Origin of the sequence: Candidatus Nitrosopumilus koreensis AR1, from assembly GCF_000299365.1 — an archaeon.
GTDB lineage: Archaea > Thermoproteota > Nitrososphaeria > Nitrososphaerales > Nitrosopumilaceae > Nitrosopumilus > Nitrosopumilus koreensis.
Genome location: NC_018655.1, coordinates 165,145 through 186,762, shown reverse-complemented (window position 1 = coordinate 186,762; position 21,618 = coordinate 165,145). Strand labels below are relative to the sequence as shown.

The 21,618-nt window shown below is 34.1% G+C and carries 29 protein-coding genes and 2 tRNA genes; 14 read left to right on the top strand and 17 right to left on the bottom strand.

Annotation, left to right across the window (positions count from 1 at the left end; genetic code table 11):
* Positions 1–3 precede the first annotated feature (3 nt).
* Positions 4–480, top strand: coding sequence for an acyltransferase (locus tag NKOR_RS01085; RefSeq protein ID WP_014962519.1), 477 nt, complete (start codon positions 4–6; stop codon positions 478–480).
* Here the strand turns inward: NKOR_RS01085 and NKOR_RS01080 are convergent.
* Genes NKOR_RS01080 through gins23 form a run of 6 tightly spaced genes read right to left on the bottom strand, consistent with a single transcriptional unit; the run spans position 477 to position 6,416 of the window.
* A complete protein-coding gene (locus tag NKOR_RS01080; protein WP_014962518.1) occupies positions 477–707 on the bottom strand; it encodes a hypothetical protein in 231 nt (76 codons plus the stop codon). The two genes, NKOR_RS01085 and NKOR_RS01080, sit on opposite strands and share 4 nt — an antisense overlap.
* The gene (locus tag NKOR_RS01075) at positions 704–1,696 is read right to left on the bottom strand and encodes an MraY family glycosyltransferase (protein ID WP_016939697.1); all 993 of its coding nucleotides are present in this window, start codon (positions 1,694–1,696) and stop codon (positions 704–706) included. The genes NKOR_RS01080 and NKOR_RS01075 overlap by 4 nt, the downstream gene beginning before the upstream one ends.
* Complete coding sequence (locus NKOR_RS10215; RefSeq protein WP_232212236.1) at positions 1,693–2,979, bottom strand: helicase-related protein; 1,287 nt, start codon at positions 2,977–2,979, stop codon at positions 1,693–1,695. Before NKOR_RS10215 ends, NKOR_RS01075 begins: the two co-directional genes overlap by 4 nt.
* The gene (locus NKOR_RS10210; protein WP_232212235.1) at positions 2,976–3,821 is read right to left on the bottom strand and encodes a DEAD/DEAH box helicase; all 846 of its coding nucleotides are present in this window, start codon (positions 3,819–3,821) and stop codon (positions 2,976–2,978) included. The genes NKOR_RS10215 and NKOR_RS10210 overlap by 4 nt, the downstream gene beginning before the upstream one ends.
* Positions 3,818–5,905, bottom strand: a complete 2,088-nt coding sequence (locus tag NKOR_RS01065) for a minichromosome maintenance protein MCM (protein WP_014962516.1) — start codon at positions 5,903–5,905, stop codon at positions 3,818–3,820. Before NKOR_RS01065 ends, NKOR_RS10210 begins: the two co-directional genes overlap by 4 nt.
* Positions 5,898–6,416, bottom strand: coding sequence for a DNA replication protein Gins23 (gene gins23 / locus NKOR_RS01060; protein ID WP_014962515.1), 519 nt, complete (start codon positions 6,414–6,416; stop codon positions 5,898–5,900). The genes NKOR_RS01065 and gins23 overlap by 8 nt, the downstream gene beginning before the upstream one ends.
* 196 nt (positions 6,417–6,612) lie before the next feature.
* Between gins23 and NKOR_RS01055 the strand changes: the two genes are divergently transcribed.
* Positions 6,613–7,563 (top strand): replication factor C small subunit, encoded by a 951-nt coding sequence (locus NKOR_RS01055; protein WP_014962514.1) that lies wholly within the window; start codon positions 6,613–6,615, stop codon positions 7,561–7,563.
* 3 nt (positions 7,564–7,566) lie between these two features.
* On the opposite strand, the gene NKOR_RS01050 is transcribed toward NKOR_RS01055, so the two are convergent.
* The 3 genes from NKOR_RS01050 to NKOR_RS01040 all read right to left on the bottom strand — a co-directional run bounded on the left by NKOR_RS01050 (position 7,567) and on the right by NKOR_RS01040 (position 8,874).
* Positions 7,567–7,650, bottom strand: a tRNA-Ser gene (locus NKOR_RS01050).
* A gap of 81 nt (positions 7,651–7,731) precedes the next feature.
* Complete coding sequence (locus NKOR_RS01045) at positions 7,732–8,268, bottom strand: 4Fe-4S dicluster domain-containing protein (RefSeq protein WP_014962513.1); 537 nt, start codon at positions 8,266–8,268, stop codon at positions 7,732–7,734.
* Between the two features lie 114 nt (positions 8,269–8,382).
* The gene (locus NKOR_RS01040) at positions 8,383–8,874 is read right to left on the bottom strand and encodes a 4Fe-4S dicluster domain-containing protein (protein ID WP_014962512.1); all 492 of its coding nucleotides are present in this window, start codon (positions 8,872–8,874) and stop codon (positions 8,383–8,385) included.
* Between the two features lie 110 nt (positions 8,875–8,984).
* Between NKOR_RS01040 and NKOR_RS01035 the strand changes: the two genes are divergently transcribed.
* Positions 8,985–9,650, top strand: coding sequence for a translation initiation factor IF-6 (locus tag NKOR_RS01035; protein WP_014962511.1), 666 nt, complete (start codon positions 8,985–8,987; stop codon positions 9,648–9,650).
* On the opposite strand, the gene hisS is transcribed toward NKOR_RS01035, so the two are convergent.
* The gene (hisS, locus tag NKOR_RS01030) at positions 9,631–10,914 is read right to left on the bottom strand and encodes a histidine--tRNA ligase (RefSeq protein ID WP_014962510.1); all 1,284 of its coding nucleotides are present in this window, start codon (positions 10,912–10,914) and stop codon (positions 9,631–9,633) included. The genes NKOR_RS01035 and hisS overlap by 20 nt on opposite strands.
* Before the next feature lie 81 nt (positions 10,915–10,995).
* Between hisS and NKOR_RS01025 the strand changes: the two genes are divergently transcribed.
* Together NKOR_RS01025 and NKOR_RS09820 are read left to right on the top strand one after the other, a co-directional pair.
* Complete coding sequence (locus NKOR_RS01025) at positions 10,996–11,172, top strand: DUF1059 domain-containing protein (protein WP_014962509.1); 177 nt, start codon at positions 10,996–10,998, stop codon at positions 11,170–11,172.
* A 58-nt stretch (positions 11,173–11,230) separates the two neighbouring features.
* Positions 11,231–11,368, top strand: coding sequence for a hypothetical protein (locus NKOR_RS09820; protein ID WP_016939695.1), 138 nt, complete (start codon positions 11,231–11,233; stop codon positions 11,366–11,368).
* A 129-nt stretch (positions 11,369–11,497) separates the two neighbouring features.
* Here NKOR_RS09820 and NKOR_RS01020 read toward each other — a convergent pair whose 3' ends face one another.
* Positions 11,498–12,037, bottom strand: a complete 540-nt coding sequence (locus NKOR_RS01020) for a DedA family protein (protein WP_014962508.1) — start codon at positions 12,035–12,037, stop codon at positions 11,498–11,500.
* A gap of 98 nt (positions 12,038–12,135) precedes the next feature.
* Here NKOR_RS01020 and NKOR_RS01015 point away from each other — a divergent pair, with 98 nt between their 5' ends.
* The 5 genes from NKOR_RS01015 (at position 12,136) to trxA (ending at position 15,147) form a co-directional block, all read left to right on the top strand.
* Positions 12,136–12,504 (top strand): VOC family protein, encoded by a 369-nt coding sequence (locus NKOR_RS01015; protein WP_014962507.1) that lies wholly within the window; start codon positions 12,136–12,138, stop codon positions 12,502–12,504.
* 41 nt (positions 12,505–12,545) lie between these two features.
* Positions 12,546–12,962: an archease gene (locus NKOR_RS01010; RefSeq protein WP_014962506.1), complete on the top strand. Its 417-nt coding sequence runs from the start codon at positions 12,546–12,548 to the stop codon at positions 12,960–12,962.
* A 77-nt stretch (positions 12,963–13,039) separates the two neighbouring features.
* Positions 13,040–14,530, top strand: coding sequence for an Ig domain-containing protein (locus tag NKOR_RS01005; protein WP_014962505.1), 1,491 nt, complete (start codon positions 13,040–13,042; stop codon positions 14,528–14,530).
* 24 nt (positions 14,531–14,554) lie between these two features.
* Positions 14,555–14,701 carry a hypothetical protein gene (locus NKOR_RS09815; protein ID WP_014962504.1) on the top strand — a complete coding sequence of 49 codons (147 nt, stop codon included), beginning with the start codon at positions 14,555–14,557 and terminating at the stop codon, positions 14,699–14,701.
* 44 nt (positions 14,702–14,745) lie between these two features.
* A complete protein-coding gene (trxA, locus tag NKOR_RS01000; protein WP_014962503.1) occupies positions 14,746–15,147 on the top strand; it encodes a thioredoxin in 402 nt (133 codons plus the stop codon).
* A gap of 1 nt (position 15,148) precedes the next feature.
* Here the strand turns inward: trxA and infB are convergent, their stop codons facing one another.
* The 6 genes from infB to glmM all read right to left on the bottom strand — a co-directional run bounded on the left by infB (position 15,149) and on the right by glmM (position 19,558).
* The gene (infB, locus tag NKOR_RS00995; protein WP_083879820.1) at positions 15,149–16,930 is read right to left on the bottom strand and encodes a translation initiation factor IF-2; all 1,782 of its coding nucleotides are present in this window, start codon (positions 16,928–16,930) and stop codon (positions 15,149–15,151) included.
* A gap of 6 nt (positions 16,931–16,936) precedes the next feature.
* Positions 16,937–17,338: a nucleoside-diphosphate kinase gene (gene ndk, locus NKOR_RS00990; RefSeq protein WP_014962501.1), complete on the bottom strand. Its 402-nt coding sequence runs from the start codon at positions 17,336–17,338 to the stop codon at positions 16,937–16,939.
* Between the two features lie 2 nt (positions 17,339–17,340).
* On the bottom strand, positions 17,341–17,541 hold the full coding sequence (locus NKOR_RS00985; protein WP_014962500.1) for a 50S ribosomal protein L24e: 201 nt from the start codon (positions 17,539–17,541) through the stop codon (positions 17,341–17,343).
* A gap of 9 nt (positions 17,542–17,550) precedes the next feature.
* Complete coding sequence (locus NKOR_RS00980) at positions 17,551–17,763, bottom strand: 30S ribosomal protein S28e (protein WP_012214609.1); 213 nt, start codon at positions 17,761–17,763, stop codon at positions 17,551–17,553.
* Entirely contained in the window at positions 17,760–18,146 is a 387-nt protein-coding gene (gene rpl7ae / locus NKOR_RS00975; RefSeq protein WP_012214608.1) for a 50S ribosomal protein L7Ae, read from the bottom strand. Before rpl7ae ends, NKOR_RS00980 begins: the two co-directional genes overlap by 4 nt.
* 62 nt (positions 18,147–18,208) lie before the next feature.
* Complete coding sequence (gene glmM / locus NKOR_RS00970; RefSeq protein ID WP_014962499.1) at positions 18,209–19,558, bottom strand: phosphoglucosamine mutase; 1,350 nt, start codon at positions 19,556–19,558, stop codon at positions 18,209–18,211.
* A 47-nt stretch (positions 19,559–19,605) separates the two neighbouring features.
* Here glmM and NKOR_RS00965 point away from each other — a divergent pair.
* The 4 genes from NKOR_RS00965 (at position 19,606) to NKOR_RS00950 (ending at position 21,610) form a co-directional block, all read left to right on the top strand.
* A tRNA-Leu gene (locus tag NKOR_RS00965) sits at positions 19,606–19,693 on the top strand.
* 52 nt (positions 19,694–19,745) lie between these two features.
* Entirely contained in the window at positions 19,746–20,588 is an 843-nt protein-coding gene (locus NKOR_RS00960) for a formyltetrahydrofolate deformylase (protein WP_014962498.1), read from the top strand.
* 5 nt (positions 20,589–20,593) lie between these two features.
* Complete coding sequence (locus tag NKOR_RS00955) at positions 20,594–21,316, top strand: creatininase family protein (RefSeq protein ID WP_016939870.1); 723 nt, start codon at positions 20,594–20,596, stop codon at positions 21,314–21,316.
* A gap of 57 nt (positions 21,317–21,373) precedes the next feature.
* Positions 21,374–21,610 (top strand): LSm family protein, encoded by a 237-nt coding sequence (locus NKOR_RS00950; RefSeq protein ID WP_014962496.1) that lies wholly within the window; start codon positions 21,374–21,376, stop codon positions 21,608–21,610.
* Positions 21,611–21,618 lie beyond the last annotated feature (8 nt).

The following is a 21,618-nucleotide window of genomic DNA, read 5'->3' as shown; positions in this document are numbered from 1 at the left end:
AAAATGGTTACAAACTTTATTTCAGATAAAGCAAAAATTGGAGAGAATGTATCGATTTGGCATTTTACTTATGTTGGCGACAATGTAGAAATTGGAGACAATTGTAAGATCGGTTCACTTGTTCATATTGATTATGATGTAAAAATTGGAGAGAATACAAAGATTGAAGGGTCAGCATACATCCCACCACTTTCAATAATTGGAAAAAATGCTTTCATTGGTCCATCTGCAGTTTTAACAAACGATCCTTACCCAATGTGTGATAAGATGGTTGGAGTTACAATTGAAGATGGGGCAATTATTGGAGCACGTGCAGTGATCAAAGCTGGAGTTACTGTTGGAAAAAACAGTGTTGTTGCGATGGGAGCAGTTGTAACTAGAGATGTTCCAGAAAATGTTGTTGTAATGGGATCACCTGCTACAATCAGAAAAACTAGAGAAGAATACGATAAAAAACAAAAAGAATGGTTAGAAAGTTAGGACTTAATCTCTTTTCTAAATATCCAGTTTTTCATCTTTGATAAAACTAGAATCCAAATCACCACAAGAATAATTGCAATTATTGCTTTGATTACAGATGCAATAAACCAGTTCATATCACCATAACCTGTAATAGTTATTGGGCCTAACAAAGTAACAATAATCCCACCACCAATGAGAATCAAAACCCACATTGCAAACAAGAATCCATAAAGTCCAGCCTTCAAAGTGACACCCCCATCATAAATGCAGTAATTACTGCCAGAATTCCTGAAAATACTGCAAGTTTGAATATTGCAAACCCTACTTGTTTTTCTGATAGTGGCCCACCTGCTAGAATCAACCTCACCAAAGTAACAGGGGCTGTATTATCGTCAGTTGCTTTTAGTTTGAAATCATCAGTGTGATCTACAGGTTTTCCTTTGATTTGTCTGTGTTCCACTATTCGTTTTACGCTGGATAGGAACAAAAAGGAGTTGATTACTGCAGGGAGTAATGCAACTGCTGCAATTATTTCCACACCACCAACTATTGCAATAGAACCATACATAGCACCAAGCGTAAGGGCTCCCGAATCACCTGGAAAAATTTTGCTTGGGATTTTGTGATATTTGTAAAACGCTAATGAAACAAACCCTAAAGGTAAACTTACAATTGCAATCTCATAGTTTTGTACTATAAACAAACAGATTGACAATGAAAAACTTGCAATTACCATAAATCCACTTGCAACACCATTTAGAACATCAATAGAGTTAATTGTGTTTCCAGTGATTGGAATCATCAAGATTATCAAACCAAGATATAATGCAGGAATTTGTACATCACCAAATAAAGGGAATGCTAAATCAGAATCATATGCACCAAATGCAATTATTGGAATTGCTGCAATTGCAAGTGTTGCAGGTTTGAACCATCCACCCATAACTTTTCTATCATCAACATATCCTATTGCAAATGCAGCAGTCGTTGTAATAATAATTGCAATGATTTCATTTAGTTGTAAAAATGCATATAAGATAATTTCTGAAACAATTATTCCTAAAATGATTGAAGGTCCGCCTGGCCTTACAATCATGATCTCCTCTTTTTTGTTCATGTCTTTTACTGCCATGTTCCTTTTTTCTAGAAATTTGATTAACGGAGGAATAGTTACAAAGACAACAAAAAAGGCAATGAGACATGATACAACTGCCGGAATCACTAAATCAATCAATATCTAACCCTTCGTAACTCTGCCTTAATGTTATCCGCAATGGTTGAACCAATTTTATCTATTTCTGCTAATTTATTCACAGGAATTTTTTCCAAATCATCCAGATTCTTGATTCCATGTTTGAATAGAATTCTTGCCCTAACTCTTCCAATCCCTTTAACCTTGACTAGATCAAGTAATTCTTCTTTGATTCCATAAGATATTCTTCTTCCTAAATCACCTAATTCCTCAAGTAAATCTGCCCTTTCCACATGTTTTGCAATCTCCCTTAGGCAGTAACAAAGCCAATTTCCAGTTTCAGTCATCCTGTGCATATCACCAGACTCAATTCCAAGGCTATCTGAGAGGTTTAGTTCTGTAGATTCAGTAATCCATAACTGAAGAGCTAAAAGGCTTCTTGAGCAATCATATTCTGAAATTGGTTCTAACAATTCTGAAGAATTATTTTCTATCATAAGACTGGCTGTTTCATAGTCTTTTTGCCGAAGTGAGAATTTTGGGAAAAATTCCTCACAATTTGAAATTAAATGTAAAAATCCAAATGTGTGTTTTCTTTCTTTAGATACATTCTCAATTGCATCTCTAAAGTAAGTTGCAGTAAGCGGATCGATGTAAAGCATTGATGTCTTTTTGCCAAATTCAGTTGCAGCGTATCTTTCACCTTTCTTTACAACCAGATGTTGGCTAGAAAGAAAACGTAACGAAATATCAATCGCAAACTTTAGAGTAGGTTTACGGGATTGAATACCACCAAGTGTTTGTAAAAAGAATTCTAAGATTTCTTCTTTTTTAATTCCAGGATGAGTTACAATAACACTGAGTACGTGAGTTCTCAGAGATTTATCATCAGTAATTTTTGATTCAATGGGTTCAGGTTCACCATTAATGTAATACTCAATGAGATCTTCAGCATTACCATTTCCAACAATAATTGATTCTCCATAATCATCGTACTGAGGTCTTCCTGCTCTTCCACATAGTTGCTTATATTCCAAAACGCTAATTGGTCTGTTTGCACCAACTTTTGCATTGTATCTGTTAATATTAGAAATCACAACTCTTCTTGCAGGCAAGTTAACACCTGCAGCTAAAGTTGGAGTTGACGATAACAACTTGATAGTTCCATTTCTAAATTCTGTCTCTATTATTTCTCTACAGTTTTGATTTAGTCCGGCATGGTGAAATGCAACTCCTTTTTTCACTAAAAGTGCCAATGTCTTGACCAATTCGGTATGTTCATTTTCAGATAGAATTTTCTTTGATGTTTTTTCTAACTGATTCATATCTTTTTTTCTAAGATTTGAGATATTGCATCAGATGCCTTTGTTGCAAGAGATTTTGAACGAGTTCTAGTTTCAGCAAAAACTAGTGATTGTCCTCCATCTTTAACGGATTGTACGCCTAAATCAATAGGTGTTCCCCTAATACTGCGCTCAACTTCAAAGGTTGTACCGTCAGCCATAGTTACTTCTCCAGCATCACAAACCCCTTCAGAGAGAGGGACAGGTCTCCAATCATTTTCCACCAAAGTACATCCAAGCCAGTTTGCAATCTCATCGGAATTTGTTATAGTTGCACTAAGACCAACAATCTGAGGTTTTGTTTCTAATAATTTTAGTTGTGTTAGGATCATTTCTAATGTAGGACCTCTATTTTCATCACCAATTAGATGAACCTCATCAGCAATCACTAAACCAATTTCATCAATCCATTCAGCACCATGTCTAATTATAGAATCCATTTTTTCATTAGTTAAAATTAAAATATTATTTTTTTCTAGATTTTTTTCGATATTTTCAAAATCGCCGGTGGAAATCCCAACTTTAATTTTATTTCCTAATGCAATTTTTTCCAATTTTTTAAATTCAGAAAGTTTTTCAGCAGCTAATGCTCTCAAAGGGCTAAGATAGATTACTTTACCTTTATTTTTAGAAAGGTAACTCATCATTCCAAGCATTGCAATCAGTGTTTTTCCACTTGCAGTAGGAGCAGATACTAGTACGCTTTTACCATCAAGTAATCCAGACTTTATGCTGTCAGCCTGTGGCGGATATAGTTTTTCAAAACCCTGTGATTTTAAAAATTCAATTGCAGATTCTGGAAGTTGTAGTTTTTCTATTTTCATACTCGGTTATAGTGACCGGGTTTTGATTCATAAATAGATGCTTCTCTAAGCATTCTTCTAATGTAATTTCTCGCCTCTTCTTCAGTGAACTTTTCACTCTTTTCAAGTTCTTTGACAAAAGCCCTTTCTTCAACTGGAATTTTATTGTCACCTTCAAGACCTTTTAAGACATCCATGAATAGTTGCATTTTCGATACCTCACTTCTAGGCTTTCCTTGTAAGACACCAAGATCAACCTTTCCGGTATTTACATCAACACCAGCATCTTGAAGCATACTTTGAATCAGAAATATTGCACGCTCAGCATCTTCTTCTTCAACCTTGTCTTTCATGAGTAATCTTGCTCTAGCAGTAGAGAGTCTAATGATGCCCTCTAGTTGTCTAGGAGTAACTGTAATCATTTCCTCAGATTCAACATTTCTCATTTGGAGGTAATAATCAAGAATTTTTTGTTCTGCTTCCTTTGTGAGATCAGGAGTTCCACGTTTAGCATATGAAAGGTATTTTGTAAGCAAATCAACATCTACTACAGATCTTTTGTCAGTACCTTGAGGAGTATGTAGTTCTATTATGTGCCTTGCAATCTTTTCATCTTTTTCTTTAGTTGGGATATCCCTTACAACAAAGATCAAGTCAAATCTTGTCAAAAGAGGAATGGGTAAGTTTACATTTTCTGTGATGTTTTTGAATGGATCATATTTTCCATACATTGGGTTTGCAGCAGCTAAAATAGATGTTCTTGCATTTAGAGTTGCAACAATACCACCTTTTGCAATACTTGCAGATTGCTGTTCCATAACTTCGTGTAGTGCACTTCTATCTTCAGGCTTCATCTTATCAAATTCGTCTATGCTTACAAGCCCTTGATCACCAAGAACAACTGCACCAGCTTCCAACATCATAATTCCGGTTTTGTCTCTTACAACTGCAGCTGTAAGTCCTGCAGCAGTTGAACCTCTACCAGAAGTATACAAACCACGTGGTGCAATTCTAGAACAGAATTTTAACATCTCACTTTTTGCAGTACCAGGATCACCAACAAGAAATACGTTAATGTCTCCTCTAATTTTGCTGCCATCACCTAATGATCTTTGATTAGAGCCTACAATTAGTAACAAAATTGCTTCTTTGATTAAAGATTGTCCTTGAATATGAGGGGCAAATGAATCAATTAGTCTTTGATAAACATCAGGACTTGCAGATAATGCTTTGATCATTTTTTCTTCTTCAGGAGAAATTTCTTCTCTTTCAATTTTTCTTGAGGTTTTAGAACCACGTCCACCCAAGAATTCAATATTATTTCCCTCAATTCTTAACCTATACAATCCGCTATGTCCACGAGTTACACCAGTAACAGATTCTTGTTCCACACGAACTACTCCTGTAAGAACAATTCTATCTCCAGGCCTAGCATTATCTACCAAATCCTGCCTGATTGTGACATCAATATAGTGAGGAAGTTGTCCAGGAGGTAAATCTTCAGGAAGTTCTTGCAGTCTTAGAATCTGAAAATCAATGAATTTACTTGCCTCAGGTTTTAACTCAAAATCTCTTTGTTTACAATTTGGATTATCACATACAATTGGAACTTTAACATCCATTCCTTTAATCTGAACTACTTTAGTTTGATGCTCATCAGGACAAACAAAGATCAACTCTTTTGCAAGAGGTTTAACTTCAGAAGCCCTTACTACCATCCCAGATACACTAGTAATAGAACCAATTGTTTCAGCATTGATTTGTCTAAGACTTCTTTCAGAAGGATAATTGACTAGTCTAACACGAACTTCATCTTTAATTTTTTCAGCATAATCAGGAAATCTTGTTTGTAATGCTTCTTTGATTGCTCGTGAGAACGCATCAAATATTCTATCAGGATTTTCTGAAAATATAGATATGATTTCTGGTTCAATAATCAAATCATTGTAATCAACAATAATGAATTTAGAATTCTTAGGCATCATCTCATCGATTGCCTGTACATACTTGTACCCACCAGTGTTATCTTTGAATCGAGTTAAGAATTCTTTTACCTTGTCAGAAAGAGCAGAATCAGTATATGTACTAGTTTGAGCACTACTCATTATTATCACCCTTTATTTGATTTTCAAACTCTATGCTGTTTTCATATATGGTTTTATAGAAAATTACTTCCTCAACAGTTAGCTTGTTGTACAAATCAGAGTTTAATTTGATAGAGTCAGCTAACTTTACTAATTTTCCTCTTCTCATCCTAAACAATTCTAGCATCATACTTTCAACTTTGTCAAAATCATCTCGATTCAATTCTTTCATTGATTCTTTTAGCTTAATGTAAAAATGAGGTTCAAGTGTAGATATTTGATATTCTCCAACCATTTTTTCTTTTGATAATGCTTGTTTTAGTTCAGTAATCATATCAGGTGAATCAAGTAGTCCCAAGTTATTATCTGCCAAAATTTTACCCACCCATTGAGGCATATTGTTTACTTCGCCCTGTTTTCCTTCCATCTTCATACCTGCAACATCAAACTTGAAGTCCTGATTTACAGTGAATTTAGCATCCTTTAGGCGGTATCCAATCGAGTGTACTTTTTCTATTTTATCAATTTCCATTAGAGATCACTGATCATCGCGAGGATCCTCAAGTTTCGGATCGATCAAATCTTTTTACAATTTAGTGAGATCAATTGATCTAAATTAACCTGAGCCTGATCGCACATAGTATTGTGAGTGATTTTGATTTTAATTCGAGGGGATATGATAATAACCAATTCGGATTTATTAGTGGGAATTGCTTCCATGTACTCATATGACTGCAACTGGGATGTGGGTAGAAAAATATCGTCCAATGAAACTTTCCGAAATAGTTAATCAAACAGAAATTATTGGGAGTTTAGAAGCTTTAATCAAAGATCCTACAGATATGCCTCACTTGTTGTTTTCAGGATCAGCTGGAGTTGGAAAAACAACTACTGCACTATGTATTTCAAGACAAATTTTAGGAGATTTTGCAAAAGACTACACTTTAGAATTGAATGCCTCTGATGAGAGAGGAATTGGCATGGTCAGAGAAAAAGTAAAAAAGTTTTCAAGATATGCAGGAATGGCAGATGTTCCATTCAAGATCATTATCTTAGATGAAGCAGATGAAATGACTTCAGATGCTCAAACAGCATTAAGAAGAATCATAGAAGATACAGCAAAAATTTGCAGGTTTATCCTAATTGCAAATAACATCTCAAAAATTATTGATCCTATTCAAAGCAGATGTGCAACATTCAAGTTTACATCAGTGCCTGAAGAAGATGTCATAAAAAGGCTAGAAGAAATCGCTAAAAAAGAAAAAGTGAAGGCAGACAAAAAAGGTCTAAAGGCAATTTATGAGTATTCAGAAGGAGATCTAAGACATGCAATTAATCTGATGCAAGCTACTGCAAGTCTGGGCGCTATTTCTGAAGAAAATGTAAAGGCATCTGCAGGATTAACAAAAACCACAGATGTTGATGAAGTTCTAAAAATTGCATTGTCTGGAAAAATTCCAGAAGCAAGAGAAAAAATGATCGAATTAATCAAGGTTTATGGAATGTCAGAATCAGACTTTTTGAAATATCTCAATTCGGCAGTTTTCAAATCAAAACATGACAAATTATCAGACATTCTAGAGATTATTGCAAAATATGATTATAGAATTTTAGTTGGGTCAAATTCTGAGATTCAACTCTCTGCAATGCTTGCAGAACTTGGAAAAATAGAAAGTTAAAAACGCAGAGAGAGGGATTTGAACCCCCGTATGCTTGCGCACACAGGCTCTCAAGGCCCGCGCCCTACCGAGCTAGGCGACCTCTGCAAAAACTTGTGGATAATAGACATTAAAATTTGTTGAGGATGAAATTAAATTTGTAAAAATAAGAAAAAAGAAAAAATTTCTTTAATCGTGTGCGTGTGGGTTTTTAGAACCTGATTCCATTTTTACATAAGAGCCATCAGCTTTTTCGTGATACTCTAGGTAAGATGGTTCAATCAAGATTGCGTGTGTTGGACATGCTTCTTGGCAAGCCATACATTGTGTACAATCATGTTCTCTGATTGGCATTGATTTATCTGTGTAATCTAGACGTTCATCTTGTTCAGTCAAACCAGTTCCATCAAAAGTTGCATTAAGAACATCTTTTGCTGGGATATCTTTTTCAGTTCTATACCACTGGAAGGTTTGAACAGGACAGACACTCATACAAGAACCTGCTGCAACACAAGAGTCCCAGTCAACTGCTACAGTTGTACCGTGAATTCCAAGAGGAACTTGTTCTTCTCCTCTTGCTTCATATGCTGCTTTGACATTTTCATCAGAAAATGCTTCACCATCAGTTCTGCCTTTACCCCAAATGAAGTGTTTATTTTCACCATCACTGTGGCTTGTCTTTCCAACGACTTCTAGATTTTCAACGAATTTCTCATCTATTGGCATAAAGTACTTTATTTCAAAATATTATTTAAAGCTAGATAAAATTAGTCGGGACTAAACTATGGCAGATCGGTAAAAATTAACAAAAATAAAAATTTTTAAAAATATTTTTAGATTCTACAGAGTTTTTGCAGCATTTTCATGTTTTTCAACATTTGATTGATCTACTTTGATTGCTTGTGGTGGACAAACAGAAACACATGCCATGCACCAAATACAATCGTGTTCTCGAATTGGATCTGCTTTATCAGTCATATCTTTTCTTTCATCTTTAACAGAACTTCCAGTTCCTTCAAAAGTCTGACCAACTACATCTTTTGCTGGAATATCTTTTTCAGTTCTATACCACTGGAAAACTTGTACAGGACATGCTTCAATACATGCTCCATCTGCAACACAAGAGTCCCAATCAACTGCAACCATTGTGCCACTTACACCAAGAGGAACTTGTTCTTCTCCTCTTGCTTCATATGCTGCTTTGACATCAGCGTCTGAAAATGCTTCTGCATCAGATCTTCCAGGACCCCACATTATGTGAAAGTGTCCATCATTATCTGAAATCTTTCCTAATGGTTTTAATCCTTCAGGGAAATTTTCTGCTATTGGCATGATGTGATTTTGTTTCAGTTATTATTTAAAGCTAGACTAACGTAATTTGATAATTCTAGTCAGAAATAGATCCCTTACGTTCATAACGCTGTACGATCAATTTTGTGGATATGGATATTATCAAGTTTGATGTGTACAGAGGTCCAAATATTGGAGTTTACATTAGTGTTAATGACAGCATAATTTTACTTCCAATGGGATTTGCAAAAACTAAAGCAGAAAAAATATCAAAATATCTTGGAGTAGAGTATCTTTTCACTTCTATTGCCAATACCAGATTAATTGGCGCATTATGTGTAATGAACAACAAAGGAATCTTACTACCAAAAACTGCATATCAAAATGAATATGATTTTCTCAAAAAAGAAACAGACTTAGAAATAGGAGTATTAGATTCAAAATTAACTGCATTAGGAAATGTGATTTGTGCAAATGACAAGGGAGCAGTTGTGTCACCATGGTTATCAAAAGAAGACTGTCAAACCATTTCAGATGTTTTGGGTGTTGAGACAATTCAGAAAAAAATTGCAGGTTTTAATCAGACAGGAGTAGTATTAGTGGCAAATAATTCAGGAGCAGCAATTCATCCTGAAGCAGATGAGGAAGATATGAAAACATTTTCCAATTTGCTAGGCGTAAAAATAGAACAGAGCTCCATCAATAATGGAATTCCGTATGTTTCATCAGGAATTTTAGCTAATAACAATTGCATTGTGGTAGGATCATTGACAACAGGTCCTGAGATTATGATGTTAACTAGGGCTTTTCTAAACTAAGAACAGAATTAGGGTCTTCAGTTAGTTTTTCTAAAGAAATTGTTCCTTCTTTACCATCTCTCATGTCATGTAACACAACATTACCATTTTCAAGTTCTTGTGGACCTACAATAATAGAATATCTTGCATTTCCTGCATTATCCATTTGTTTTTTTATATTACGTCCTGCCAAATCAATATCAGCAGGAATATTGTTCAGTCTTAATAATGATGTAATAGAATGAGCAACTTTTTGCATATCTTCATTTATGTAAACTACTGCAATTCTATTTTGTGAAACTTCTGGAATTATTTTTTGCTCTTGCATTGTAAGAATAATTCGTTCTACCCCACCTGCTACACCAGTTGCACCAATATCATCTCTACCAAATGCTTTTGTCAGAGTATCATATCTTCCTCCACCAGCTAATGCTCCAAGTTTTGAATTTTTATCAAATACTTCAAAAACTATTCCAGAATAATAATCCAGTCCACGAACTATACCAAAATTAATTCTAACATTTGAAACCCCTCTATTTTCTAAAGATTCAAAAAGTTGTTTTAGTTCATTCCACGATTCTAGTTGTTCTGTGTCAAAAATTTTTTCCACTTCAGCAATAGTACCTTTTATTTGAGAGAATTCTATGATTTTTTCAAGTTTTGCAGTATCATATCCTTTTTTTGTAAATTCAGTTAGAATTTCATCCTTTGATTTTTTTGCAATCTTGTCAATTGCTCTTAAAATATCTGCTATCTTTTCAGAATCAGTTGTTTCAAAAATTTTGTTAATGTAAGATTCAACTAGATTTCGATGATTAATGTCAATTACAATATCTTTAAGCAATAATGAATCAAAAAGTCGTGATGTTAATTCAATAATTTCAGCCTCAGATTCCAGAGTTTTCTTACCATAAATTTCCACATCCCATTGGTGAAAATATCGATATCGTCCTTTTTGAGGTTCATCATACCTAAACACACCACCAAATGCAGAAAATTTTGCTGGTAGTTTTATTGATTTTTGTGCAGTAGCATATCTTGTCAAACCCATTGTAAAATCAAAACGTAATGCGACTTCACGATCCCCTTTATCTTTAAAATAATAAATTTCGTCCCTTATTGCAGGACCAGACTTGGTTTCAAGTGTTGATAAGGATTCTAAAACAGAGGGTTCCATAAATGAAAATCCATACAAATTAGATAGTTTCTTGAAATGGTTTCGAATGTGTTCAATGTTTGAATTTTCAATAGCCTCAAAATCTTTCATTCCTCGTGGAAGATCCATATGGTTATTCCACAAAGGGTTATGATTTAGATATTTCTTTATTGGAAAATTAGATAAATATCTCTAAAAATTATCAATTTCATGACAAAAACCATTAGTTGTTCAGATGCAGGTAAAGATTGTGGATGGTCAGCATCAGCTGAATCCGAAGCAGAGTTAATGACAAAAGTTACAGAACATGTCCTGGCAGAACATAAAGAAATTGAGCTTAATGCAGAGAGCATTTCAAGTATCAAATCATTAATCAAAGAAGTCTAGTTTAACATAACTATGCAAAACTAGGCAGTTCTTAATTTTTCAATATCAAAATGAACAATTGATTAGCAAGTTCTTTTATGTAATAATTCCATTAGGATTCATGTTTACACAAGAAGACAATGATTTTTTAGAAAAATTAACCAAATGGGCTGAATTTATTGGAGTGAATTTGGATAGAGATCCAGAACAAGTATAAGTTTCAAATATAGAAATTCTAACTAAAATATCCACATAAGACGATTAAAGTAAAAATAATTGGCATTTATGTTTGTGAATTGAGATGTGTTAAAGGATCATCAGAACATCTAAAAAATATAAGAATTAACTATGGTGTAAGAGTTGTTGCAAGTCCCATTGCTTCTCCAAAGTAATATCCAGATAGAATGGTGCCAGTAGACCAAATGCAAGAACCTGCAAACGTATACAAAACAAATTTTGGTATTTTCATTTTCAGTAAACCTGCAGGAACTGAAATCATTTCGCGCATAACAGGTACCATTCTTCCAAGAAAAACAGCCTTATCCCCATATTTTGCAAACCAATTTTCAACACGTATTAATTTTTTTTCAGATATTCTAAAATGCTTTAGATAACGTAGTAAAACTATCCTGCCAAGTTTTAGAGCAATTAAGTAAATAGAAGAAGTTCCTAGGGTTGCACCAATAGCGCCAAGAATTATCATTGGAATTACTCCAACTAGTGGAATCCCTTGTTGAGATGCTAAAAATCCTGCTGTTGGGAAAACTGCTAATGTTGGAATTGGTGGAACTATAGTTTCAATTAAAGCTGCTATGAATATACCCTCATAGAGATGTTCTCCTAAAAATTCTGTAATAAACACAATAAATGAGTCAAAAGGTTCCATTTGATTCTGAAAATAAAATCGTACTAAATTACTTTACGAGTAAACGATGAGATTAGAAATTATTTTATGACCAGATTTTGTTAGAAATTCAGATATACATGCCAAGAATTTCACACTTTGATATTCCATCAGATAATCCAGAAAGAGCACAAAAATTCTACAAAGAAGTTTTTGATTGGAAGTTTGAAAAATGGGACGGGCCAATAGACTATTGGATAGTTACAACAGGTTCGGACAAAGAACCTGGGATTAACGGAGGATTATCAAAAAGAGTTCCAGGTCAAATCGGCATAACAAATACAATTACAGTTTCATCAATTAATGAATTTTCAAAAAAAATTATTGAGAAAGGAGGACAATTGATTATTCCAAAAATGGCAATCCCTAAAGTAGGATGGTTTGCACAATGTGCAGATACAGAAATGAATGTTTTTGGAATTATTGAAATGGATCCAAAAGCAAAATAAAACCAACTAGGTTAATAATCAGAAAGAAATCAAAGATACAATTGAGTTACAAATTTTTAGATCATGCAACTGATGCAATAGTTGAAGTTACTGCAAAAGATCTTAAAGAAGCATTCTCAGTTACAGCAGATGCAGTAATCAACTTGACACTTGACCAAGATAAAGTAGAAGAAAAAGAACAAAAAAAGTTTTCAGCTCATGGAAAAGACTTACGATACCTATTGTTTAGTTGGTTAGAAGAAATACCATTTATCTTAATTACAGAAGGATTTGCAATTAAAAGAATAGAATTTGAAATTATTCAAAATAAAGATTACAAAATTAACGCTATTGCGTACGGTGAACCACTTGACTTTAAGAAACACAATTTCAAAGTAGAGATAAAGGCTCCAACATTTTATGACATGGAAATAAGGCAAAATGGGGGAGTTTTTATGAGATTTTTGCTTGACTTGTAGATTTGTGAATATTTCTTTGCTAATATCGAGAAGAAATTATACGTGTTTTTTAAAAGGCTCAAAATGAAAGAAATGTCGTGAACGTAAAACTAGTAATATTTGCAGTGTTTACATTATCTTTGCTAATCACAACGCCAGCCTATGCTGATGTCATATCATTTTCACTAGAAAAGAGCTTTTACACTACAGACGAATCATTTAGTTTTAGTGGTCAACAAGAAGGCAACAATATTGTTTATGTCATAATTCGTGATTCAAATGGAAATTTTGAAGGAATGTTATCTGATCCTAATCCAGATGAAGGAAAATTTTTAGTCATACCAAGACCAGTAGAAAATTTCTTCGACAATGAAGGAATTTACAATGCAACAGCATTTACAGATGATCAAAAAGAAGAAGAAGGAGTTACAATAAAAATTGAATACGATGGAGATAGAATTTTTGTGGTTCCAGATTTTGTTTTGGAATTAAAACCCATACCAGATAAGGAAGTTGATGAGTTAAAGACAATTTCATTCACTGTAAGTATAACAGATAGTTCAGTTGAAGGAGTAGTATATAGCTTAGAGGGAAACATACCTAGTGGAGCCACATTAAATCCAGATACTGGAAAATTTGTATGGACTCCATCAGGTTCTCATGGAAACAATCCGGGGGCAGAATATACATTCGATATTGTTGCAACTAAAGGTGGTCAAACAGATAGAGACACAATTACAATTATAGTAAACGAACCTGTTGCAGTTAATCCAGGACCTAAACCAGAAAAAACATCAGAACCTGAAGAGAAAACATCAGAACCTGAAGAATTAGAAATTCCAGCACCATTTGTTGATGAATCAAAAGATCCTCAAAGTTATGTGGACAGATACAATAATGAGGCAAGTTACAAAAAGTGGTTTGATGACAATTATCCTGAATATTCATCAATCTATCAGGCTGTAGGATTAGAAGAGCCAAAGGTGTTAGCACCATTTGTTGATCCAAATTTAGATCCACAATACTATGTAGACAGATACAATAATGAGATTACATACAAAGATTGGTTTGATAAAACATATCCTGAAATGACAATTTATGAGGCAGTGGGATTAGAAGAGCCAGAAATCGTTGAACCAGAATTTGGAGAATGTGGAGAAGGTACAAAGTTAGTAGATGGAAAATGTACAGTTATTTCATCTGAAAGTAAAGGTGGAGGTTGTCTAATTGCAACTGCAGCATATGGTTCTGAGATGGCACCACAAGTTCAATTACTCAGAGAAATTCGTGACAATCAATTAATGAATACTAATTCAGGAGAATCATTTATGACAGGATTCAATCAAATTTACTATTCATTCTCACCATACATTGCGGACATGGAAAGAGAAAACCCAACTTTTAGAGAAGCAGTAAAGATTGGAATTACTCCATTGTTATCATCATTGTCTATAATGGAGTTTGCAGAATCAGAATCACAAGTTCTTGGATATGGAATCGGAGTAATTTTGATGAATGTGGGAATGTATTTTGTAGCACCAGTTATGTTGTTTTACGGAATCAAAAAAATAAGACGAGTTAGGTTTTAATCATAATACTTTTTGATAATCAACATGGGAAAACTAAGTAGAAATCTTCGAATTTGTGGAGATTGTGGAATTGCATACACCTCAGTTAGTTATACAAGATATATCGATCAGTGTCCCATTTGCAAATCAAGAAGGTATGAAGCAATTCCAGTAAAATCAGCTGATGAATAATTTTTCAATATAGATTTTTTAGTAGAATAGATTTTAGAATCGTATTGTCTGAAGATCCAGAAATTGAAAGAATCAAGCAAAGAAAACTAGAAGAGATGTTAAAACAACAAAATCAGCCCAAAGTTGAGCCTGGAATTATCGATTTGAATAACTCAAATTTTGAGCAGACAATTTCAGCTGAAAATCCAACTTTGGTTGATTTTTGGGCAGAGTGGTGCGGACCATGTAAGATGATGCATCCAGTATTTGAGAGTCTATCAAAAAAATATCCCAAGGTAAAATTTGCAAGAGTAAATGTTGACAATAATCAAAACATTGCAATGAAATTTGCAGTACAATCAATTCCCACATTTATCATGTTCAAATCAGGACAAATAGTGGACAAGATGATGGGTGCAGTAGGAGCTCCCGGAATCAATATGATTTGTAAAAAACACTCACAATAAGCTAGTAAGCATAAGCTGCTTCTTTTTTTCTTTGGATTTCTACAATTTCATTCAATACTTCTTGTTCTTCAATACTTAGTTTATGCATGAATTTGTTTAGTAGTTGTTTTGCCTCATGTGATGGAGGAAATGTGTAAAATACTTCTTCCTCAAAAATTTGTCTTCCAATAGTCACATCTTGAACTGAACAAGCAACTTCATCACCAGCTTTAGCTGAAGTTACTGTTTTTTTATCATGTTGAAGTTGATGAATATTTCCAATTTTTCGTCCATCAGAATTCATAAATGGAATTTTGTGTTTTAGGGTTCCCACATCTACACGAATTCCAAAAACTGCAGGATTGTTATTTCTAAAGACCATTCCTTTAAGAAAAGTAAATTTGGATACAGGAGTTAATTCAGAAAATATTGCATCTTCTTCATGTGCAGTGTCTTCTTCAACCCATGCGTTATAGTTATCAATTAAACTGTAGATTACTTTGTCTTCAAAGACTTTGATATGACTAATTTCTGACTCATCTTTTGCATCAGGTAAAACTTTGACATTAAATGCCAAAACAATTCCCAAATGTCTGTCTTTTTCTTTTATTGCCTTTGCTTCAATTACATCATGTCTATTTACAGGACCAATATCGGCTTTGGCCACAGGTACTTGAGAGCGTCTAAGCATCTCAACTATAGCTTCAAGCGAACCAATAGTATCACATTTCAAAATAATTCCATTGGTTTCTGTATCTACAAACATGGATTTCATTTCAGATTCTATGAGAGTGGTGTATTTTGCAATCTCCTCATCATTTGTTGCAACATATAGTGTACTTCCGGGTAAAACACCTTCAAGGTCAGGGGAGGCTATCTTTAATCCAGCTGCGGCATCTACCTGAGGTGTTGGTTTGAACTTATCACGAGGATCACGCATTTCATCGAGTGCTTTTGGTAACAGCAATGCTTTTGGTTTTGTAACAATTACACCATCACGTTTTGCAACAACTATACTATCTCCTTTTTTGATGGACCCATCAATTAGAATGATATTTGCAGTTGGACCTAATCCAATTTCATCTTTAACTTCTAAAACAATTCCACGTGTATCTTTTTCTTCTTGATTTAGTCTTTTTTGCAGATATTGTTGAGTCAAGCCCACCAACACACTAAGCAATTCTGGAATTCCAACACCGGAACGAGCAGAAATGGGAACAATTGCAATCTCAGATTTAAAGTCCTTTACACGATAAAATGCCTCAGACTGATATCCTAAAACAGAGAGTGTTCCAACAACATCATAGATTTTTTGGTCAAGATCAGCTTGAATTGATGCATCTTGTTCTTTGATTGCTTGTGAAATAAAAGATGTCTCAGATTTTCTCCATCCAGAAATTTGATCACATTTGTTTAAAGCTACTACAAAAGGAACTTTTCTACTCTGTAAAATTTTCAAACTTTCATTTGTTTGTGGTTGAAATCCACGATTAACATCAACTACTAAAATTGCAATATCAGCAGCTGAGCCTCCACGAGAACGCAGATTTGTAAATACTTCGTGTCCAGGAGTATCAATAACTAAAATTCCAGGAACTTTATTTTCTGATTGCTCAAGTTTTTTGTATAGAGGACCACAGGTCTCTTTAATTGTTTCAGTAGGCAGAAAACTTGCACCAATGTGTTGTGTGATTCCACCAGCTTCCCTACCTTGAACGCCTGTTCCACGAATTCTGTCTAAAAGGGATGTTTTACCAGAGTCTACGTGACCAAGAACTGCCACTATGGGCTGACGAATTTGCAAATCAGATCACTCAAATGCTACCCTCGATTCGTGATCAAAACTTTCTTGTGAATCTGATGCATGAATAATATTTTCACTAAATCCCAATCCAAAGTCACCTCTAATTGAACCAGGTTCTGCTTCAAAAGATTTTGTTGCTCCAATCATTATTCTAGTAGTTGCAATTGCATTATTACCTTCGATAATTGCTGCAACTACAGGTCCTGATGTGATAAAGGACGTCAGCTCACCAAAGAATGGTTTGTCTTTATGAACACCATAGAAATTTTCTGCTTGTTGCTGAGTAAATGTAAACATCTTTAATTTCAAAATTTTGAATCCTTTTCTTTCAAATCTAGAAATAACTTCACCGACTAGATTTCTAGCTACTGCATCAGGTTTTACAATGAATAATGATTTTTCAGTCAATTTTAATTCTTTTTAATTCCGCCTTTAACGTATTTTTTTGTCCATTTGAATTTTCTTGGATCACGTTTGAGTTCTAGTGCATTTTTTTTGCATTTTGCAGAACAAAACCATAATACTGTTCCATCATTTTTTGCAAGCATTGTACCAGAACCTTTTGCAACTGGCCTGTTACAGAAATTACATGGTTTAACTAAAAGACTCATTCAATTCACCTATTTGATCTTCTTTGCTTCTCTCTCTGTTTCTCTTAGCATTAGAATTTCTCCTAATCTAACAGAACCCTTAACATTTCTAGTAAGAATTCTGCCTTTATCTTTTCCAGTAAGAACTTTAACTCTAACTTGAATTACTTCACCAGCAATACCAGTTCGTCCAACAATTTGAATAATTTCAGAGTGAACTACTTCATCAGTTGTAGCGCTCATTGATCAGTCTTTCCACCTTTAATTTTAGCAATTGATGAGACAACTTGGTCTACAATGTGTTGTGCATCACCAGCATCCAAAATTGCTGCAGCGGCAGAAGTAATGTCAATACCTAATGATTTGCCTAACTCTTGTTTGCTTGGAACAAATGCAAATGCTGCTCCTTGCTCTTCACAAAGAATTGGAAGATGTGCAACTACCTCAGGTGGTTCTACATCTTCAGCAATAACAATTAGTTTGCTAGTACCACGTTCGATTGCCTTAGTTGCTTCGTTAGTTCCTTTCTTAACCTTACCACTGGTAGATGCAACTCTAACAGCCTCTAAGATTGGATTTACGAGGTCCTCTGGCGTCTCAAATTTAACATAATATGCTTTTCCCATACTTCGTCACCCTTAGGGTTCATTCTCCATTCTCATCATCGTTACGTTTGGTTTTAAAAGTGTTATCTGGAAATGATTGTCTTAACTTTTTGGAGATATTCAGACATTAAATTGTCTAATTTTTCCTGACTTTGAGCTTCTGCATACACTCTAACAATTGGTTCTGTTCCACTAGGTCGGATCATAACCCAGTTTCTTGAATCTATATTGATTTTGATACCATCAGTAAGATCAGAATTTGGAAATTCGTCTTTTAGAGAGGAAATTAGTTTTGGAACGTTTTCAGGAGAACATGCGACTTTATCTTTTGTAGTAAAAGATGATGGAAGATTAGAAATTTCATCATACAATGAGTTAGAAGATACTGCTAAAAGATCAAGCATCAATGCCAAAGTCATGCATCCATCTCGAACCTGGTTATGTTTTCCAAACATGAATCCACCATTCTCTTCAAACCCTATTAGAGCATCTGTCGGAACCATTTTTCTTGAGACTTCAACACTTCCAACTTTTGTACGAATTACTTTAGAATCAAATTGATCTGCCAGAACTTCAATATTAGAACCAGAATTTAGACATGTAACAACTAAAGAGTTTGGATGGTTAGATAAGATATGTTTAGTTAACAATAATGCCGATTTGTCACCTGTCAAAATATTTCCTTTATTATCACAAAAAATACTTCTATCACCATCACCATCAAATGCTATCCCCACATCAGCATTGTTGCGAATTACAGTCTTTGATAATTCTGAAAGATTTTGAGGAGTGGGTTCTGAACCACGTCCTGGAAAGTTACCATCAATATTTTCGTTTACAAGAAATGTTTTACAATTAATCATTTTACAAAAATTAGGGGCAGATACAGCCTGTGCACCATTACCTAAATCCAAAACAACCTTGAAATGTTTTGATTCTATTAATTTAGAATTAACTTGTGAAATGATTCCATTTAGATAAACATCAATTGCACGTTCTTCTTTTTTTGTAGAACCATAATTTGTAGAGTTTTTAATCCAATTTTTTTGAAGATAGATATCCTCAATAATTAATTCATCTTCTCGTGAAATTTCTACTCCATCAGATGCAGCAGGTTTGATTCCATTGTATTGAGGAGGATTGTGAGAGGCAGTAATCATGATACCTCCAGAATATCCCAACTTTTTTACTGCAAATTCAAGACAGGGTGTTGGAACAATTCCTGCAACATTACAATCAATGCCTATTGAATTAAGAGTAGAAGTTACAACTTTACAAATAACTGGACTAGAATCTCTTCCATCATATCCAATCAATATTGGTCCTTTTTGAAAATAAGTTCCAATTGCCAAAGTCATGTCATGAACAAATTCTAATGTAAAATCTTCATCAAAGACACCACGAATTCCATTTGTACCAAAAAATTTTGCCATGATGTAATTCAATAATAGATAAATTTGTGTTTAATGGCATGTCCGTTGCGGGAGTCGCCCAGCCTGGTCAAAGGCGTAGGGCTTAGGACCCTATCTCTTAGGAGTTCGTGGGTTCAAATCCCACCTCCCGCACCATGTTAATTTCTGTGAATGATTAATAATAAGAAAATCTTCAACAAACAAAGTCATGAAAAAAACTGTAGTGGGCATAACAGTTGTTGGTAAAGACAGAGAAGGAATTGTAGCTTCATTTACAAATTTTGCATTCTCAAAGGGTGGAAACATTGAGAAAGTAAACCAAAATGTAATCAAAGGTCTTTTTGGAATGTATCTAGAGGTTTCCTTTTCAAAATCAGTAGATGTGAAAAAATTTGATTCAGAAATTCAAATTTTGGCTAAAAAAGAAAAGATGGATGTAAGCACTCATCATGAAACAAATTCTCAGAAAAATATTGCAGTGTTTGTAACAAAAGAACCGTTATGTCTACAAACAATTCTGGCAAGGTCAAAATCACTTAAAGGAAAAATTTCAGTGATAATAGGCACTGAAAAAACGCTTGTGCCATTAGCAAAAAAAGCAAAGATCCCATTTGTTGCAGTTGAAGAAAAAAATCAACAAAAAGCAGAAGAAAAAATTATTCAGATTTGTAAAAAATATGATATTGATTTAATAGCACTTGCAAGATACATGAGAATTCTTAGTCCCAACTTTGTTTGGAGATATCCAAATAGAATAATTAACATTCATCCATCATTGTTGCCTGCATTCCCTGGTGCATTAGCATATGCACAAGCTCACGAACGAGGAACAAAAATTGTAGGGGTAACATCTCATTATGTAACAGAAAACTTAGATCAAGGTCCCATTATTTTCCAAGATTCATTCAAAGTAGATCCAAACGACACACTAGAAAAAATAAAGTCAAAAGGACAAAAACTAGAAGCAGACACATTATTCAAAGCAATGAAGATGCATCTAGAAAACAAATTAGAAGTTCGATGGAGAAAGGTTCACGTTAAATCAAAGTGAATCAGATGACAGACATAAAAACACAATTTGATCCTAACCTTAGAAGTTCTATTAAAAGAAAAAAACAAGTTGCAGTCATTCCAATAGGCTCAATTGAACAACATGGTCCACATCTTCCTATTTCAACTGACACAGATATTGTAACAGAGGTAGCAAAAAGGATTTGTGAAAAAAATGGGTATTTTTTGTTCCCAACTTTATCTTATGGGGTATCGTTTGAACATGCCCCATTTTTTAATTTGAGCATTAGAGAAACTACCTTACGTGTTATTTTAATAGACATATGCGTATCACTGTTAGAAAACAATATCAAAACGATTTTCATAATTAACGGGCACCACGGAAATCAAAATTCAATAAAAAATATTGATGTTAAACTGAAAAAAATCTCAAAAAATAAACTCAAAGTATTTCCATTTTCATATTGGCATTTTATGAATAGAGATTTTGATCATGCTGGATTTGTAGAAACATCTCTAATGTTAGCAATTTCAAAAAATGTTAAAATGAAGTCAGCAAGAAAAGGACTAACTACAGAAAAAATGACAAAACATGAAATTAAGAAAATTGGCAAATTGGCAAATAAGTCATTTCCAAAAGCTACCAAAAACGGTATTTGGGGAGATCCTACAAAAGCTTCAAAAAAAGAGGGACAGTTAATTTTAGCTGAAATTGTGAAAAATCTTGGAAAAAAGTGTCAAACTTGCCTTACTGGGCATAGCTCATAGTTTCACCAATGAAATTTTAATATAATCCCTCAATATCAAAGCCAATAAGTGAAATAGATGTCCGTTGATATGGCAGTAAAAGTATTGGATGAGAGTATCAATCAAGTTGTATTGATAAAACTCAAAGGAAACAAAACCATTAGAGGTAATTTACTTGGTTTTGACCAACACATGAACCTGCTACTCGATTCTTCAGAGGAGATTCCTGCTGAAGGCGATTCAAAAGGCCTTGGAACCATTGTAGTCAGAGGAGACAATGTAGTTATGATTTCTCCTCCACCGGCACAAAATTAGGTGATATG